We start from the raw sequence: 16,100 nt of genomic DNA on the forward strand, positions 1-16,100 counted from the left end.
TGTCTAATCTATTTTTCGATAAAGGCCTGATTTAACTGTTCCAGCTTTGGTTTCTTTTATGAGGTTCCATGAAGAAGGTAGATTAAGTGATGACAATGGTTGATCGGCTTCGACATAAATAAATGCATCTGCTTTGAGTTTTGGGTCAATCAATGAAGCCAACTCCTCCCAAAGATTTAAACTATAGGGAGGATCTAAAAAAACTACATCGAATTGATTGTTTGAGAGTTGTTTTAGCGCGATTTGGGCAGTGCTTTGAATCAGTTTTGCATTATTCACATTTAAAAGCGCTAAGTTTGATTTTAAAAATTTATTTTGCTCTAAATTAGGTTCGATCATCGTGACATGAGCTGCCCCTCGAGATAGCGCTTCAAAACCTAATGAACCAGATCCAGCGCAAACATCTAGCACCTGCGCTTGTTGAATATCCCACATTAACCAATTAAATAAAGTTTCGCGTACACGATCTGGTGTTGGTCTTAAACCCTCAATAGTGGCAAAAGGTAATACACGGCGTTTCCATTCACCACCAATGATGCGGAGTTGATTTTTCATTTATTGACTCGTGTTACGTTGAGTGTCAGTGTTTGCATTCGTTGCATTCGTTGCATTCGTTGCATTCGTTGCATTCGTTGCATTCGTTGCATTCGTTGCATTCGTTGCATTCGTTGCACTGTTGCTGTTACGTGATGTTGGGAGTTCACGAGGAAGTGCATTTGGATCGGCTGACAAATTGGTAGATCCGCTAGGTAATTCACCAGGCTTAATGCCTGCTGTCATTAGGCCGCCACTGACAACATGATTCATAGGCTTTATTGGTTTACGATCACGATGGAGTAACCAATAATCCAATACAGGTCGTGCGAGTGCGGTTGCTCCTGAACCTCCACGACCATTTTCCCATATCACTGCAATCGCTATTTCTGGGTTGTCGGCAGGGGCGAAGCCTACAAATAAGCCGTGATCGAGTTGACGTTCAGTTAATAAAGCTTCGTTATACTTTTTACCTTGCGCAATACTCTTGACCTGAGCGGTACCTGTTTTACCCGCAATTTGATATTGCAGTCCACCACGAATCCCTTTACCTGTTCCAGATTGGATCACATCCACCATGGCATCACGCATCTTTATCCAATCTTCATCAGCACCATTGAAGGCAATTTTATAATCTGGTGCATTGTGGACTTTGAATTGCTTTGTTCCTTTGGTTTCACGTAATACATGCGGTGTAACATGGGCGCCATGATTTGCGGTAATTGCAGTTGCCATCGCGAGTTGTAAAGGGGTAGAAGTGAACGCACCTTGCCCAATACTGACTGAGATTGTTTCACCTTTGAGCCATTTAGAATTGCGAGTACGCATTTTCCATTCTGGCGAAGGATACAAGCCTGTGCTTTCGCTAGGAAGGTCTACACCCGTTTTCTCACCAAATCCAAACTGACGCATCCATGTGTTCATACGATCAATCCCCATCTGGTAAGAAAGAACGTAATAGTAAGTATCACAAGAGACAACAATGGATTTATGCATATTGACTACACCATGCCCCGTTTTTTTCCAGTCGCGGAATTTGTGAGAGTCTCCTGGTAAGTGGAAATAACCTGGATCTGAAATAGCAGTTGACCAATCGACAATTCCGTAGTGAATACCCCCTAATGCAGCCATAGGCTTAATGGTAGAACCTGGTGGATAGGTCCCTTGAACTGCGCGGTTATACAACGGCTGATCTAGATTGTCACGCAGTGCACTATAGTCTGTATGACTGATACCAGTCACGAATAAATTGGGGTTGAAACTCGGACTCGAAACGAGTGCCAAAATTTCACCTGTACGTGGATCCATTGCAACAATTGCACCACGACGCCCCGCAAGTTGCTCAGCAGCTACTGTTTGGAGGCCATAATCAAGTGATAAATAGAGGTCATTACCGCGTACAGAATCTTTACGCCCTAATTTCCGTAAGACATTACCAAATGCATCTGTCTCAATAGATTCAAAGCCAGGTGAACCATGCAACAGGTCTTCGTAAAATTTTTCTACGCCAATTTTACCGATCAGGTTGGTGCCTGCGTAAGCATCTTTATCAATGCTTTTAAGTTCTTTATCATTAATACGACCGACATACCCAATAACATGGGCAAATAATTCACCGTGTGGGTAATAACGCGTCATTTGGGTTTCAATGGAAACACCAGGAAATTTAAACTTTACTTCGCTAAATTTAGCGATATCTGTTTCAGTTAAGTTTAGTTTAAGCGTTACACGTTCAGTCTTTTTTGCGGTTTTTACACGACTCATGAAGCGTTCAATGTCTTCTTCGCTCAAGTTAATAATCTTTCTAAGGCGTTCTACCGTGTCTTCAATATCAGGCACATCCGCTTTACTTAATGTAGCCGTAAAAACTGGATAATTGTCAGCCAGTAGAATGCCGTTACGATCAAAAATATAACCGCGGGCAGGGGAAATCGGTTGTAAACGAATTCGGTTTTTGTCCGATGCATCTTTAAACTGGTCGTAATGCACAATTTGCAAATAAGCATATCGAGACAATAGAACAAGTAAAAAAAAGATTACCACGCAAATAGCAAACACCACTCGACTACGAAAAATTCGCTTTTCTTGTTGTACATTCTTCAGTGGGAACTGCTGCTTCATAGATCTTTACTTTTTTGCGGGTAAAAGCTGACTTTATATCAAAGTATTTTAACTCAGATTGACTATAAAATTTGTAAAATTAATAAATAGTTCGTATGTTATAAAAATTAAAATTTGACCAAATAGACACTAATTTTAAAGCTTGTTGTATATAAGAACGAAAATTATTCTGTTAAAGTCGAATCACTATGGATGAATAATAATATTGTTCTCAGTTTGAGAAAATGGAGAAAATAATGAGAAAAATCGTTTCCTTTGCTGTCATGATGTGGGTAGGGAATTTAGCATACGCAGATTTTTCATCGTTTTATCCTGAAGCAAAATTGAAACCAGAACAATTTTCTAAAATAAATGTGGGTGCTGGTGTTACACAACGGTTAGCGCATGGGAATTTAGAATACGTCACTCCATACGGTATTGGATACGGAAAGCTTGGCGCTTTCTTAAATGACGACCACGATGTGGGTGCTCAAGTCGGTTTTCGTTACCCAATAATTCTCGGAACTAAGGACTTAAATGGATTTTATTTAGGTGCATTTGCTGGTCATCTAAAATCAAAAACAGTCAATGGTGAAAAGGAATCTCAACTCGGTGGTGGTATAGATTTATCTTATGTCATGCTGAATAAAGAAAGAATTAGTACATTTAGTGTAGGGATAAAAGCAGGAGAGGAAATCACGCAAGGAAACCAAGTGATTTTTGAAACTAAACCAGAACTACAGTTTGCTTACACCTTAAGTGTAGGATTTTAGAAAGCTTTATGGTTTTATACCTCAAGTTCGACTGCAATTAGATATATGAATATGAGAGTCATGAATGTTTGGATATGTGAGTGATTTGTGGCAAGCCTTCGTCAATCGACCTGATTTTTATGCAGTACTGAGTATTATCCCAGTAACCGCATTTGTGACTTGGGCTCACGTCTGGATGGCACTCAAGATGGTGTTTTATCCAATTAAGTTTTGGGGTTTTCACTTAGGTCCGCTTCCGGTGGGATGGCAAGGAATTGTTCCACGTAAGGCAGGACGTATATCGGGTATTATTACCGACAATACACTATCAAAACTTGGCTCCTTACGAGAGTTCTTAGATGCGATGGATCCCGAGGATACTGCTCGTATCATTGGTGAACAGGTTGGCTTTGAGTTAGAGCACTTAATTGATGAAGTGATGATGGATCGCAATGCGGTTCTATGGGAAAACTTACCTTACTCAATCAAGAGACGTATTTATGCGCAAGCACATAAGCAACTTCCAAATGTTTTGAAAGAGCTCGTAACCGAATTAACTTTAAATGTTGAGTCGCTCGTGGATATGCGTGCGATGGTAGTGAGTCAAATGGAAGGCGACCGTCAATTGATGGTCAATATGTTCCTAAAAGTGGGTCAAAAAGAAATTAACTTCATTTGGCATATCAGTGCATTAATCGGTATGTTCTTCGGTATCTTCCAAATGATCGTTTGGTTTGTGGTGCCTTGGCATTGGACTGTACCATTCTGGGCAGCAATTTGGGGCTTTTTAACAAATTGGATTGCAATTTGGATGGTATTTAATCCAGTTGAACCACACTATATACGTTATCCCCAATTCTTTGAATTAACGAAAGATCGTAAATTCCCTTGGATAAAACCTGTCATTCCACGCATTGGTTCTTATAATATTCAAGGTGCGTTTATGAAGCGCCAAGAAGAAGTATCTGATGTATTTGCACGTGTAGTGACTGAAGATTTGATTACATTGAAATCTATTATGATGGAAATGATGTATGGTGGAAAAAAAGACAAAACACGCCGTATTGTTAAACGTCATATCAATGAAATCATGGAAACACCATTGGTTCGTACATCATTACAGCTATCTTTAGGTCCAAAAGAGTATGCAAAACTCAAGACAGACTTGATCGATCGCTCAATTGAAATTACGATGGTGCCTGTATGCGACCCAGCTTTTAATGCGAGCCGCGCACAGAAAATCTATCAAATGTTTAAAGAACGTATCCGTGAATTAACGCCGCGCGAGTTTCAAAATCTATTACGTCCTGCATTCCAGGAAGACGAATGGATCTTAATTGTGCTAGGTGGGGTAACAGGTTTCTTCGCGGGTCTGATTCATTTATTTGTGGCTTTCTTATAAATAGATGCTGGATTGGTGCCTACCAAAGACATTAACCAAGTATCGTCGATATAGTTAAAATGAGGATGTTTATTTATGCGCATTATATTACTCGGACCACCTGGAGCAGGTAAAGGTACTCAAGCTCAGTTGATCTGCAAGCGCTACAATGTCCCACAAATTTCAACCGGTGATATGCTCCGTGCTGCAATTCGTGAAGGAACTGAACTCGGTCTACAGGCAAAATCTGTAATGGACAATGGTGGTCTAGTTTCTGACGAACTGATTATTGGTCTGGTTAAAGAGCGTATTGCACAACCAGATTGTGCAAATGGTTGTATCTTTGATGGTTTCCCTCGTACGATTCCTCAAGCTGAAGCTTTGGAAAAAGAAGGCATTGATATTGATCACGTGATCGAAATTGATGTGCCTGATGAAGAAATCGTTAAACGCTTATCGGGTCGTCGCCAACATCCAGCATCAGGTCGTGTTTATCATATCGTCTACAACCCACCAAAAGTGGAAGGCAAAGATGATGAAACTGGTGAAGATTTAGTTCAGCGTCCAGATGACCAAGAAGAAACAATTCGTAAGCGCTTAGGTTCGTATCATACTGAAACTGAACAGTTGGTTGGCTTTTACCAAGGGCGTGCAGCTTCAGGTGAAAATGCGCCAACGTATGATAAGTTGAATGGACTTCGTCCTATTGAAGAAGTTCAAAAAGAACTTTTTGCAATTTTAGATCAAACTAAATAACCATTATTCAGCTTTGACAAAAAAGAAGCCCTAAGTCATATTAGGGCTTCTTTTTTATGATGTTAAGGTAAACAAGTGCAAAATATTGCCATTATTTTATTGATGCTTGCATGCTTGGCAGTATTGTCTTTTTTGGTATTTATAAGTTTTAAATTACTTCGCGATAGTCAAAAACAGATGAAATTAGATAAAGAGAAAAAAGATCAAAAAAAATCTCTTGATCGTTAAACCTGTTTTAAATCGATCTGTCTTGTCGCTCCATATTCGAAACGTTCAGGCCAGTTGCACACGTCACTCACAACACATTCATTGCACTTTGGCTTCCGCGCAATACAGCAATAACGTCCATGTAAAATTAACCAATGATGAGCGTCTACAATAAACTCTTTTGGAATCACTTTAACTAGACGGTGTTCAACTTCGAGTACATTTTTTCCTACCGCAAGTCCAGTACGATTACCTAATCGAAAGATGTGGGTATCAACGGCCATGGTTGGTTGACCAAAAGCGGTATTTAATACCACATTTGCAGTTTTTCGACCTACGCCCGGAAGTGCTTCTAAATCAGCACGGTTGTTAGGAACAGTACTGTTGTGTTGTTTAATCAATATTTCACAAGCTTTGATGACATTTTCAGCTTTAGAGTTATAGAGACCTATTGTTTTAATATAAGATTTTAATCCTTCTACACCTAAGGCATAGATTGCTTCAGGTGTGTTTGCTACAGGGAAAAGCTTATCTGTGGCCTTATTTACGCTTACATCAGTGGCTTGTGCTGATAAGGTCACAGCAACTAACAACTCAAAGGGTGAAGAATAATTCAGCTCTGTTTTAGGGTTTGGGCGTTGAGCTCTTAATCTTTCAAAAAAAATTTGAATTTGGTTTTTTGTCATGTTTTTTACAGTTTTAGGTGTTTTAACGTTCATTTAAACACCCTCAATTGAATTGAGTTTTTCATATAAAGTATTGAGTTGCTCTTGCTTATCGACACTCTCACGTACAGCAAGTTGTTTTTCAAGCTTTTTAATTTGTGTACGTAATTTGGCAAGTTCGATTGTAGATTTTGCATCTAATGTCTTATGAAGCGCTGTTTTTTTTATCGTTTGAATAGTAGGTACTGATTGTAATTGTTTTGAAAATTGAGCAAAAAGCGCAGTATCAATTTCAGCTTTAACGACAGGACCTTTGCGATGAAGACTGCGATTTTCCTCACGTTGAATATGAGCATAATAACGATTTCTAAGATCATTTTGTTCTAGGATGCGGGCTTGCTCATTTGGTATGGGCTGTAAATCTTCAACAAGATCGATACAGTCAACTGGACAAGGTGGTATACATAATTCGCATCCAGTACAAAGATCAGTTAACACAGTATGCATTAACTTTCCTGATCCAATGATGGCATCTACAGGGCAAGCACTGATGCATTTAGTGCAACCAATACACTCGTCTTCACGTATGATCGCTTTCATACGCTGTGGGCGACCATCAGATTGAATTGGCCAAACGCTTTCTTCAGCTTTAAGCTTAGGGCGATTCAGTAAGTGAGCAATTGCGTCAGCAACAGGTTGACCGCCAGGGACACATTTATTCGCGTCTTCTCCTTCTACAATAGCTTTAGCATAAGGTAAACAACCATCACGGTGGCCACATAGACCACATTGGGTTTGAGGTAGGAAAGCATCAACTTGTTGTATCAATGAGATTTGTGCGTGCATGTACGTTAAAACTTAATCAAGCGAAAAGGAGATCATAGGTGCGAAATATGAATGATTTTAACATGATTAGTGTTAGTTTGGGGTGCGCTGTTATGGGTCATTTATCGCGCAATAAAAGCGCCGAATAAGCATTAATTCATAATTAAAAGTAATGAATTTGATAATTTAAAATTATTAAATACTATAATTAAGTAATTGAAATTAAAAAAATATTAAAAAAAATTATGAAAACTATTGTACAGTGCCTGTAAAAGATATTTAATACTTTGCGCCAAAACTTATCAATATATTGAAATTTTGACCAATTTTGATCCATTTTCTGCTGAGGATTAAGCGTTGAAATACAACAGCCTTAACGACTTCCTAGACTACGTTAAAACACGTGATGCACATCAACCAGAATTTCTTCAAGCTGTTGAAGAGGTGATGACAAGCTTATGGCCTTTTATTGAAAAGAACCCTAAGTATGCAGCTCATGGTTTATTAGAACGTTTAGTTGAACCTGAACGTGCGATTCAATTCCGCGTTTCTTGGGTTGATGATCAAGGTCAAACACACGTTAACCGTGCGTTCCGTGTTCAGTACAACTCAGCAATTGGTCCATTCAAAGGTGGTATGCGTTTCCACCCTTCAGTGAACCTTTCAATCCTAAAATTCTTAGGTTTTGAACAGACTTTCAAAAATGCGTTAACTACACTACCAATGGGTGGTGGTAAAGGTGGTTCTGATTTTGACCCTAAAGGTAAATCAGAAGGCGAAATCATGCGTTTCTGCCAAGCACTCATGATCGAGTTATACCGTCACTTAGGATCTGACACAGATATTCCTGCGGGTGATATTGGTGTTGGTGGCCGCGAAGTTGGTTACATGGCGGGTATGATGAAGAAGCTCAGCAATGACACTTCATGCGTATTTACAGGTAAGGGTTTAACTTTTGGTGGTTCACTAGCGCGCCCTGAAGCAACTGGTTACGGCACAGTGTATTTCGCTGAGGAAATGCTTAAGACTCGTAACGACAGTTTCAAAGACAAGGTAGTTACAATCTCTGGTTCGGGTAACGTTGCACAGTTTGCTGCTGACAAAGCAATGTATTTGGGCGCAAAAGTTGTTTCACTTTCAGATTCAGCTGGTACTGTATACATTAAAGACGGTTTAACTCCAGAGCTTTTAGCTGAAGTAATGGAGCTTAAAAACGTTCAACGTGGTCGTATCTCTGAGTTTGCAGCGAAGCATGGTTTTGAATATCTTGAAGGGCAACGTCCTTGGGGTATTAAGTGTGATATCGCACTTCCATGTGCAACACAAAATGAATTAGATGCTGATGATGCGGATAAATTGCTTGCAAATGGTGTGATCTGCGTAGCTGAAGGCGCAAATATGCCTTCTACACTTGCTGCAGTTGAAAAATTCGTTGATGCAAAAATTCTGTATGCTCCAGGTAAGGCATCTAATGCAGGTGGTGTTGCAACTTCTGGTCTTGAAATGTCTCAAAATGCGCTTCGTTTAGGTTGGTCTTTCGAAGAAGTAGATGAGCGTTTACATGCAATCATGAAAGAAATTCACCGTAACTGCGTAAAATTCGGTACTCAAGAAGATGGTACTGTGAATTATGTAGATGGTGCGAACATTGCTGGTTTCGTAAAAGTTGCTGATGCGATGTTAGCTCAGGGTGTATTCTAAGAATATATTCAAAAATAAAAAACCGAGGCTTAGCCTCGGTTTTTTATTCTTTATAAAGAACCTTTTACAGCTTCACGTTCTACAGCCATATCAAAAATATAAGCATACTTTGATTGATCTGCAGCAGGATTTTTAATTTCATAACGTTTTACACGAATGATTTGACGTTCATTCGGACTATGTGAAAAACCTTCAATTTGATCGTAGAATAAAGTCCAGTCTTTATCGACTTGCGATTTAATACCGCTATCGTTGTATTTTATTTCTCTGACTTGTAGACAAGTTTGGGGAGCTACACCAGTACATTGTTTAGTTTCTGGCGAAATTTCAAGAAATATGGTTTCACCTTGAGTTTTGTATTTGGTTTCAGGTGTCATTTTACCCGTGAAGATAATCTTTTCACCATTCGGCTGTACCAAAGTCAACGTTGGATTATCACGATCATTTAAATTAAGCACGAAAGGAACAGCAGCTTGGGAAAATAGATTTCCAGCAAAGCGTTCTTGTTCGGCAGCCAAACCATTACATCCCTTCATGGTAGATGCAAGTTGAGCAGCTACGATAGTATTGTTTTTTAGCTCAAACCCGCCAAATAAAGTATTGCAGCTCGTATGAATTGAAAGTTTTTTATCAGCGGTGAAGTTTAAAGTGATTGGTTGAGGCGCATTTTGTGGATTGGCTTGCCATTGGTATGCAGAGAGAGTTTGATCAGCATTTTGTTGTTGAAGCACAGACACAGCTAAATCCCCAGCTTTTTGTAGATCGGAAGTCTGACACGCAGCAAGTGTGATAGGCAAAATAGCCAAGGCAATTAATTTTAATTTCATAACAAGTTTTCTAAATTGTATTGATCAGAAGAAGGATAACGCAGGGCATCTAAAAAAATATGGATACATTCTGCACTTTTCAGTATCAAAATGTATCCATTGATCGATGATTAATTCGTGATGGTCATTTAAAAAATGATATTTTATTTTCTCTCAATCAAAGCGATAAATATCCATTCCTAAAGCACCCATGGTAAAACTACTATGTACAATGCTAAAACGATCACCAGTGCCCATAGAGAAAAATAAAGGTGCAAAGTGTTCTATCGTAGGGTGGTTACGATGAACATAAGGAATCGTATTCCACGCTAAAATAGCAGGATAATCCGAATGAGTGAGCTGCTGCACCACGTAGTTTCTAAAAGTTGATGCCCATTCTGGAACTTCACTCGTTTCACCATGCCAAGCAAGCTCTCTTAAATTATGAGTAATGCTTCCCGAGCCAATTAATAATATTTGCTGATCTCTTAATGGAGCGAGAGCTTGACCAATTTTAAATATCGCTTCAGCAGACATCGTCATGGGTAAAGAGATTTCGACTACGGGGATATCAGCTTCTGGATACATATGTAATAAAGGCATCCATACGCCATGATCACGAGGTCTTGTACTATTGGCATGTGCAGTAATTTGTGCCTCAGCGAATAAATTTAAAACTTGTTCAGCAACATCTGGAGCACCAGGGGCAGGATAGCGAATTTCATAAAGTGCATCTGGGAAACCTCGAAAATCGTGCCATGTTTCAGGTCTAGTCCCCGTACTTACTTCGAGTGCTTTGCTTTCCCAATGCGCAGACATGACGATTATCGCTCTAGGTTTGGGCAAATTGAGACTCAAGCGATGTAAAGCTGGACCAACCTGTTCAGGATTCAAAGCCAGCATTGGAGAGCCATGTGAGATGAATAAGCCAGGTAGCGTTTGAATAGTCATGAGGGTGGTTCCATTCTTAGATGTATGAGGTGATCATCGCAAATTTTAGAAGTCAGAATAACCATTTAAATTTGAACATCATGTTGCAAATTCGGAACGATTATCCAGCACGATGGTACGGATGGTTATGATTAATGCTCATGGCACGGTAAAGTTGTTCAATCAACAGAATGCGAACCATAGGGTGGGGTAGCGTTAATTTAGATAAAGACCAGTGCCAAGCAGCAGCTTTACGAACTGCATCAGAATGTCCATCAGGTCCACCAATCGCGAGCACAACATCATTCCCTTCAAGCATCCAACCTTTCATGGTTTCAGCTAATTTTTCTGTACTAAACTCTTTTCCTCCCACTTCAAGTGCAATTAAAAGTTCATTTCCTTTCAGTGCATTTAAAATGCTATCGCCTTCGATATTACGGTATTTTAAAATATCAGCTTCAGAGTCATTCTTTCCGCGTTTCGCCATAGGAAGCTCAACAATTTGAGTTTGTACAAAAGGTTGAATTCTTTTGAAATAATCTTCAAAACCAGTAAGAACCCATGCTGGCATTTTTTGACCAATGGTCAAGATACGAATTTTCATGAAAATGTGTCACTAGAAGTTTCACGATATTATACATTTCAAAGTGATGAATTTATAAATTCAAAAGTTAAAACATAATGGGTTGTTAATTTTGCATCCATTGACATCTTATAAAAAAGAGAGCCTAAGCTCTCTTTCTTCACTTAAAAGACCGATTAGTGTCGTGCAGATTTTGATTCGTCAACTGCTTTAACAATGGGTGTTTTGACTAATGGTTTGGGCATAGAGGTTAATGCTAGTGGTAAAATTTCATCAATTGATTTTACAACTTTGATATCTAAACCTTCTTTCACATTATCAGGAATTTCGACTAAATCGCGTGCATTTTCCTGTGGAATAAAGACCATTTTTACACCGCCACGATGTGCAGCCAGTAATTTTTCCTTTAAACCACCAATACGCATTGCACGGCCACTCAAGCTAGTTTCACCAGTCATTGCAATATCAGGTCGAATCGCAATGCCAGTAAACGCTGAAACTAATGCTGTCGTCAAAGCAAGACCAGCTGAAGGACCATCTTTAGGCGTAGCGCCTTCAGGTAAGTGCACGTGAATATCGGTTTCTTCAAAGCGAGTAGAATCGATACCCAAAGCATCAGCTCGTGTACGCACTACGGTCATCGCTGCAGTAATAGACTCCTTCATAACATCACCTAAAGAACCAGTGGTTACAAATTTGCCTTTACCTTTCATTGCTGCAACTTCAATTGTCAGTAGTTCACCACCAACTGAAGTCCAAGCTAGACCATTAACACGACCGACTTGAGCTTCTTCTTCCGCCATACCAAAATCGAATTTATGTGGCCCTAAGTAGTCAGGTAGATTTGCCGAATTAACTTCAATTTGAAGATTTTTCGCTTTTTTACTAACCGCTTCTTTAACCACTTTACGTGCAATTTTAGAGACTTCACGCTCTAAACTTCGAACACCAGCTTCACGTGTATAGCGTTGTACGATATCTCGGATTGCTTCTTCATGTACACTTAATTCCTTAGCGCGTAAGCCATTATTCTTGATTGCTTTAGGTACTAAGTAACGCTCAGCAATATTGATTTTCTCTTCCTCTGTATAACCAGGGAGCCGAATGACCTCCATACGATCTAACAAAGCTTCAGGGATATTCATACTGTTTGCAGTACAAATAAACATGACTTCAGATAAATCAAGATCAAGATCAAGATAGTGATCGTTGAATTTGTGATTCTGTGAAGGATCAAGTACTTCTAACAAGGCAGATGCAGGATCACCACGATGATCTTGAGCCATTTTGTCAATTTCATCGAGTAGGAATAAAGGGTTCTTTACACCAACTTTAGAAAGTGATTGCACAATCTTACCTGGCATCGCACCAATATAAGTTCTGCGATGTCCACGAATCTCAGCCTCATCACGAACACCACCAAGTGCCATTCGAACGAATTCGCGACCTGTTGCTTTAGCTACAGACTCACCTAATGAGGTTTTACCTACACCAGGAGGACCTACGAGACACAATACTGGTCCACGTAGTTTTTTTACACGTGACTGAACAGCAAGATATTCAACGATACGTTCTTTAACTTCATCCAAACCATAATGATCAGCATCAAGAATATCTTGAGCTTTAGCAAGATTAATACTTACTTTGCTTGCCTTATTCCATGGTGTATCTAAAATAGTTTCGATGTAATTACGAACTACGGCTGCTTCACTCGATGCAGGCTGCATTGCTTTGAGCTTACGGAATTCACCTTCTGCTTTTTTACGAACATGCTCAGGAAGATCCGCTTCAGCTAAGCGTTTTTCTATCTCAGCAATGTCATCTTCAGCACCGCCATTCATGTCAGAAAGTTCACGCTGAATAACTTTCATTTTTTCATTTAGAAAATATTCGCGCTGATTCTTTTCCATTTGACGTTTTACATTGTCATGTAAATTTTGCTCAATCTGTTGTTCTTCAGACTGTTGAAGCAAATAAGTCATTAACTCTTGTAAATGAGCTTCAAATTCATCGTGTTCGAGGAATTTTTGTTTCACTTCAATGTTTAACGGCACGCGTGTTGCGACGAAGAACATGAGTTGCAATAAATCATCGATTTTATTTGCAGCATTAATTAACTCACGCGCATTACGTAGTTTTGCTTCAGCGTATTGGCTGAAAAGACCACGTAATTCTTCGAGGCGAGTTTGTTGAGTTGCCGATTCCATACGGATCGTCATTGGGCTAAGGCTGTGCTCAGCTTCTAAATAATCGTTTTGATCGTAAATATTAATCAATTTAGAGCGATAAATACCCTCGATTAAAACCTTAATGCAGTTTTCATCGTTCTCATGATTTACGACTTGCACAATCTTCGCGACAGTACCGTATTGATATAAATTGTCGTGATCAATTTCTTCTGTAAGAGAATCTTGTTGAGCTACTACAAAAACTAAATTGTCACTGTTACGAGCTACATCAACTGCTTTAATCGATTTTTCACGGCCGACAAAAAGCGCAATTTGCATGTGTGGATAAACCACAACATCACGCAAAGCTAATAGCGGTAACACGCTAGGGGTCTGAAGTTCTAAGTTTTCTTCATTCATAATAATATCAGTCATGAGCACTCCTAATGAGTGACAACGGTGTTGCCATATTTTTATAGTGATGTGTAAATTAAAAAATACAAGGGTGAAAATCGATAAAATTCGATTTATTTCTACTAATCTTGATAAATTCAGTTGGATTTAGGGTGAATTAATATTCTCCGTTTGAATTTTAATCGTTTTTTAGGGGTGATTAACTCATCTAATGGCTGATCCCAAGGCTGGCGATTTAAAGGATCTAAAATTAATTGAAAGTCATGCGCTAAACCGATGCGATAGGGGTGATTGCTCGCATGCTTTAACGTTCTATCATAAAAGCCACCTCCCATACCCATACGTGTTCCATGATGATCACACGCAACAAGGGGCATCAACAGTACATCAAGTTGTTTTACATTTTGCCCCAATCTATGCATAGGCTCATACATGCCTAATTTATGTTTAGTAAAACGTTTATTTAGATATTGATGCTTTGAAATTGGAACCCATTTTAAAGTTGAATCAAGTCTGGAGACTTTTGGGAGATAGACGACTTTATGCTTTGAAAAGCAATGCATGATTAGGATATGTGTTTGAACTTCACCGAATGCATCTAAATAAATCCCAATTTTTTGTGCAGATTTAAATTTAGAATGAGATTGGATTTTTGACAAAATCTGAAAAGCAGAACGTCGTTGCGTAAAAATTGAGAGTTGTCTTCTACGAGAACGTAGATTTTTTCTTAAAAGTTGTGTCTGCAACTGCATTTCAAACTGTACCAATCTAAGTGCATGTGTAAGGGTAAGTAGTTTATCGATTTTTACTCAGGTTTATTCAACCTGATTTGAATATTTTCGATAGTATATTTTTCATTTACTCTAGGTGTAACAAATAAAAGATTGGGGTCAATTTAATTTTTAATTGAAGCCGATAAGCTGAACTCTATCAGATCAATGAAGCTCTGATCATAAAGAATAGAAAAGGGAACGATAATGAAAAATAAAAAAAACGGTAGTCTATTTAAAAAGAGCAAGCATGCTTATCGTATGGTTATGCTCACGACAGTAATTAGTCTTTCTGGTCTAATCACAAATCATGTAAATGCTCAAACTAGCTCTAAGTTGGATTTATCACTGTCCAGCCATTCTGTGAATAAAATAAAAAAACTACTGAATGATCCAAAAGTTTGGCAACAGATTCCGAAACAAGTCACCTTATGTGTGTATTCACCGAGCGGTGCTCATGGTGAAGCATTTGAGCAGGCGACGAGCTATATGAGTGAATTACCACGAATTGCTAAAGTTGCTCAAGATTTCGGCGTGCAAATGACGGTCAATCGTACGGCTAAGCTACAAATGCAGATAGATTTGAATTATCCAAAATTAAAGCAAAAAACATCCACTGAAGTTAATTTAAAAGTCTATACAGATGAACGGGTTTTAACTGAAGACTTTAGAAGTAAACGTTGTGATGGTGCTGGAATAAGTAATTTACGTGCTAAGCAATTCAACTCTTTTGTTGGAAGTATTGATGCAATAGGTGCAGTTCAAAACTATAAACAACTGACTAAAGTGATTCAGCTGTTAGCAAGACCTGAATTTGACTCGAAAATGGTCAATAAGGATTATGAGGTTGTCGGTATTGTGCCTTTAGGTGCTGCTTATATTATGGTAAATGATCGTAAAATTGATACTTTATCTAAAGCAGCTGGGAAAAAAGTTGCTGTAATGAGTTTTGACGCAACCCAAAAAAAATTAGTCCAAAATGTTGGTGCTCAACCAGTTTCAGTGGATTTAACTTCTGTAGGCGGAAAATTCAACAATAAGGAAGTTGATATTATCGCAGCACCTGCAATCTTATTTGAACCTTTGGAACTCTATCGTGGAATGACAAACAAGGGCGAGCTACGAGGCGCAATTATTCGTTTTCCACTGGTTCAAGTGACGGGTACATTGATTATGCATCGAAATAAATTTCCTGCTGGAATGGGGCCCATAGCAAGGGAGATTATTTCCAAGCAATTAACACCAGCTTATAAATTTATTGATCAAATTGAATCTAAAATTGATCCTAAATTTTGGATGAATATTAGAGATGCTGAGAAACCTGGATATTTGAAAATTATGCGCGAAGCTAGAATTCAGATGACAAAAGAAGGGCATTATCATCCTGAAATGATGTCTATCCTTAAAAAGATACGATGTAGTGATGATCCTAAGAATTATGAGTGTGCGCTTCAAGATGAGTAACTAATAATCTATAAAATAGATGGTTTTTATAATTTTAATCGGTT

Annotated in this window: 15 protein-coding genes; 6 read left to right on the forward strand and 9 right to left on the reverse strand. The window is 38.8% G+C overall.

What is annotated here, in order from left to right:
• Window positions 1–3 precede the first annotated feature (3 nt).
• A complete protein-coding gene (gene rsmD, locus AC1M9N_RS06045; protein WP_481954429.1) occupies window positions 4–555 on the reverse strand; it encodes a 16S rRNA (guanine(966)-N(2))-methyltransferase RsmD in 552 nt (183 codons plus the stop codon).
• On the reverse strand, window positions 556–2,655 hold the full coding sequence (mrdA, locus tag AC1M9N_RS06050) for a penicillin-binding protein 2 (RefSeq protein ID WP_481954430.1): 2,100 nt from the start codon (window positions 2,653–2,655) through the stop codon (window positions 556–558).
• A gap of 236 nt (window positions 2,656–2,891) precedes the next feature.
• Between mrdA and AC1M9N_RS06055 the strand changes: the two genes are divergently transcribed.
• From AC1M9N_RS06055 to AC1M9N_RS06070, 4 genes are all read left to right on the forward strand, one after another.
• Window positions 2,892–3,407, forward strand: coding sequence for a hypothetical protein (locus AC1M9N_RS06055; protein WP_035268492.1), 516 nt, complete (start codon window positions 2,892–2,894; stop codon window positions 3,405–3,407).
• 64 nt (window positions 3,408–3,471) lie between these two features.
• Window positions 3,472–4,788 carry a DUF445 domain-containing protein gene (locus AC1M9N_RS06060; RefSeq protein WP_035268489.1) on the forward strand — a complete coding sequence of 439 codons (1,317 nt, stop codon included), beginning with the start codon at window positions 3,472–3,474 and terminating at the stop codon, window positions 4,786–4,788.
• Window positions 4,789–4,863: 75 nt separating this feature from the next.
• Window positions 4,864–5,523, forward strand: coding sequence for an adenylate kinase (gene adk, locus AC1M9N_RS06065; protein WP_035268488.1), 660 nt, complete (start codon window positions 4,864–4,866; stop codon window positions 5,521–5,523).
• 75 nt (window positions 5,524–5,598) lie between these two features.
• Window positions 5,599–5,751, forward strand: coding sequence for a hypothetical protein (locus AC1M9N_RS06070; RefSeq protein WP_171076785.1), 153 nt, complete (start codon window positions 5,599–5,601; stop codon window positions 5,749–5,751).
• On the opposite strand, the gene nth is transcribed toward AC1M9N_RS06070, so the two are convergent.
• Both nth and AC1M9N_RS06080 read right to left on the reverse strand, forming a co-directional pair.
• Entirely contained in the window at window positions 5,748–6,449 is a 702-nt protein-coding gene (gene nth / locus AC1M9N_RS06075) for an endonuclease III (protein WP_481597251.1), read from the reverse strand. The two genes, AC1M9N_RS06070 and nth, sit on opposite strands and share 4 nt — an antisense overlap.
• Window positions 6,450–7,241, reverse strand: coding sequence for an RnfABCDGE type electron transport complex subunit B (locus AC1M9N_RS06080; protein WP_180027938.1), 792 nt, complete (start codon window positions 7,239–7,241; stop codon window positions 6,450–6,452).
• Window positions 7,242–7,577: 336 nt separating this feature from the next.
• Between AC1M9N_RS06080 and gdhA the strand changes: the two genes are divergently transcribed.
• Window positions 7,578–8,921: an NADP-specific glutamate dehydrogenase gene (gene gdhA / locus AC1M9N_RS06085; RefSeq protein WP_035268479.1), complete on the forward strand. Its 1,344-nt coding sequence runs from the start codon at window positions 7,578–7,580 to the stop codon at window positions 8,919–8,921.
• A gap of 50 nt (window positions 8,922–8,971) precedes the next feature.
• Here gdhA and AC1M9N_RS06090 read toward each other — a convergent pair whose 3' ends face one another.
• From AC1M9N_RS06090 to AC1M9N_RS06110, 5 genes are all read right to left on the reverse strand, one after another.
• The gene (locus tag AC1M9N_RS06090) at window positions 8,972–9,748 is read right to left on the reverse strand and encodes a DUF4377 domain-containing protein (RefSeq protein WP_481954431.1); all 777 of its coding nucleotides are present in this window, start codon (window positions 9,746–9,748) and stop codon (window positions 8,972–8,974) included.
• A gap of 153 nt (window positions 9,749–9,901) precedes the next feature.
• Entirely contained in the window at window positions 9,902–10,678 is a 777-nt protein-coding gene (locus tag AC1M9N_RS06095) for a DODA-type extradiol aromatic ring-opening family dioxygenase (RefSeq protein WP_481586468.1), read from the reverse strand.
• A gap of 100 nt (window positions 10,679–10,778) precedes the next feature.
• Window positions 10,779–11,261, reverse strand: a complete 483-nt coding sequence (gene rlmH / locus AC1M9N_RS06100; RefSeq protein WP_035268469.1) for a 23S rRNA (pseudouridine(1915)-N(3))-methyltransferase RlmH — start codon at window positions 11,259–11,261, stop codon at window positions 10,779–10,781.
• 155 nt (window positions 11,262–11,416) lie between these two features.
• Window positions 11,417–13,843, reverse strand: coding sequence for an endopeptidase La (lon, locus tag AC1M9N_RS06105; RefSeq protein WP_035269773.1), 2,427 nt, complete (start codon window positions 13,841–13,843; stop codon window positions 11,417–11,419).
• A gap of 116 nt (window positions 13,844–13,959) precedes the next feature.
• Window positions 13,960–14,574: a 5-formyltetrahydrofolate cyclo-ligase gene (locus tag AC1M9N_RS06110; protein WP_481607589.1), complete on the reverse strand. Its 615-nt coding sequence runs from the start codon at window positions 14,572–14,574 to the stop codon at window positions 13,960–13,962.
• 285 nt (window positions 14,575–14,859) lie between these two features.
• Here AC1M9N_RS06110 and AC1M9N_RS06115 point away from each other — a divergent pair, with 285 nt between their 5' ends.
• Window positions 14,860–16,056 carry a putative solute-binding protein gene (locus AC1M9N_RS06115; RefSeq protein WP_481954454.1) on the forward strand — a complete coding sequence of 399 codons (1,197 nt, stop codon included), beginning with the start codon at window positions 14,860–14,862 and terminating at the stop codon, window positions 16,054–16,056.
• Window positions 16,057–16,100 lie beyond the last annotated feature (44 nt).

This window comes from Acinetobacter sp. ANC_7655 (genome assembly GCF_056784015.1).

What these genes read in the sequence shown, in the direction of transcription:
- rsmD (WP_481954429.1), bottom strand. Translation starts at nt 555, where the DNA reads ATGAAAAATCAACTCCGCATCATTGGTGGTGAATGGAAACGCCGTGTA.
- mrdA (WP_481954430.1), bottom strand. Translation starts at nt 2,655, where the DNA reads ATGAAGCAGCAGTTCCCACTGAAGAATGTACAACAAGAAAAGCGAATT.
- AC1M9N_RS06055 (WP_035268492.1), top strand. Translation starts at nt 2,892, where the DNA reads ATGAGAAAAATCGTTTCCTTTGCTGTCATGATGTGGGTAGGGAATTTA.
- AC1M9N_RS06060 (WP_035268489.1), top strand. Translation starts at nt 3,472, where the DNA reads ATGTTTGGATATGTGAGTGATTTGTGGCAAGCCTTCGTCAATCGACCT.
- adk (WP_035268488.1), top strand. Translation starts at nt 4,864, where the DNA reads ATGCGCATTATATTACTCGGACCACCTGGAGCAGGTAAAGGTACTCAA.
- nth (WP_481597251.1), bottom strand. Translation starts at nt 6,449, where the DNA reads ATGAACGTTAAAACACCTAAAACTGTAAAAAACATGACAAAAAACCAA.
- AC1M9N_RS06080 (WP_180027938.1), bottom strand. Translation starts at nt 7,241, where the DNA reads ATGCACGCACAAATCTCATTGATACAACAAGTTGATGCTTTCCTACCT.
- AC1M9N_RS06090 (WP_481954431.1), bottom strand. Translation starts at nt 9,748, where the DNA reads ATGAAATTAAAATTAATTGCCTTGGCTATTTTGCCTATCACACTTGCT.
- AC1M9N_RS06095 (WP_481586468.1), bottom strand. Translation starts at nt 10,678, where the DNA reads ATGACTATTCAAACGCTACCTGGCTTATTCATCTCACATGGCTCTCCA.
- rlmH (WP_035268469.1), bottom strand. Translation starts at nt 11,261, where the DNA reads ATGAAAATTCGTATCTTGACCATTGGTCAAAAAATGCCAGCATGGGTT.
- lon (WP_035269773.1), bottom strand. Translation starts at nt 13,843, where the DNA reads ATGACTGATATTATTATGAATGAAGAAAACTTAGAACTTCAGACCCCT.
- AC1M9N_RS06110 (WP_481607589.1), bottom strand. Translation starts at nt 14,574, where the DNA reads ATGCAGTTGCAGACACAACTTTTAAGAAAAAATCTACGTTCTCGTAGA.
- AC1M9N_RS06115 (WP_481954454.1), top strand. Translation starts at nt 14,860, where the DNA reads ATGCTCACGACAGTAATTAGTCTTTCTGGTCTAATCACAAATCATGTA.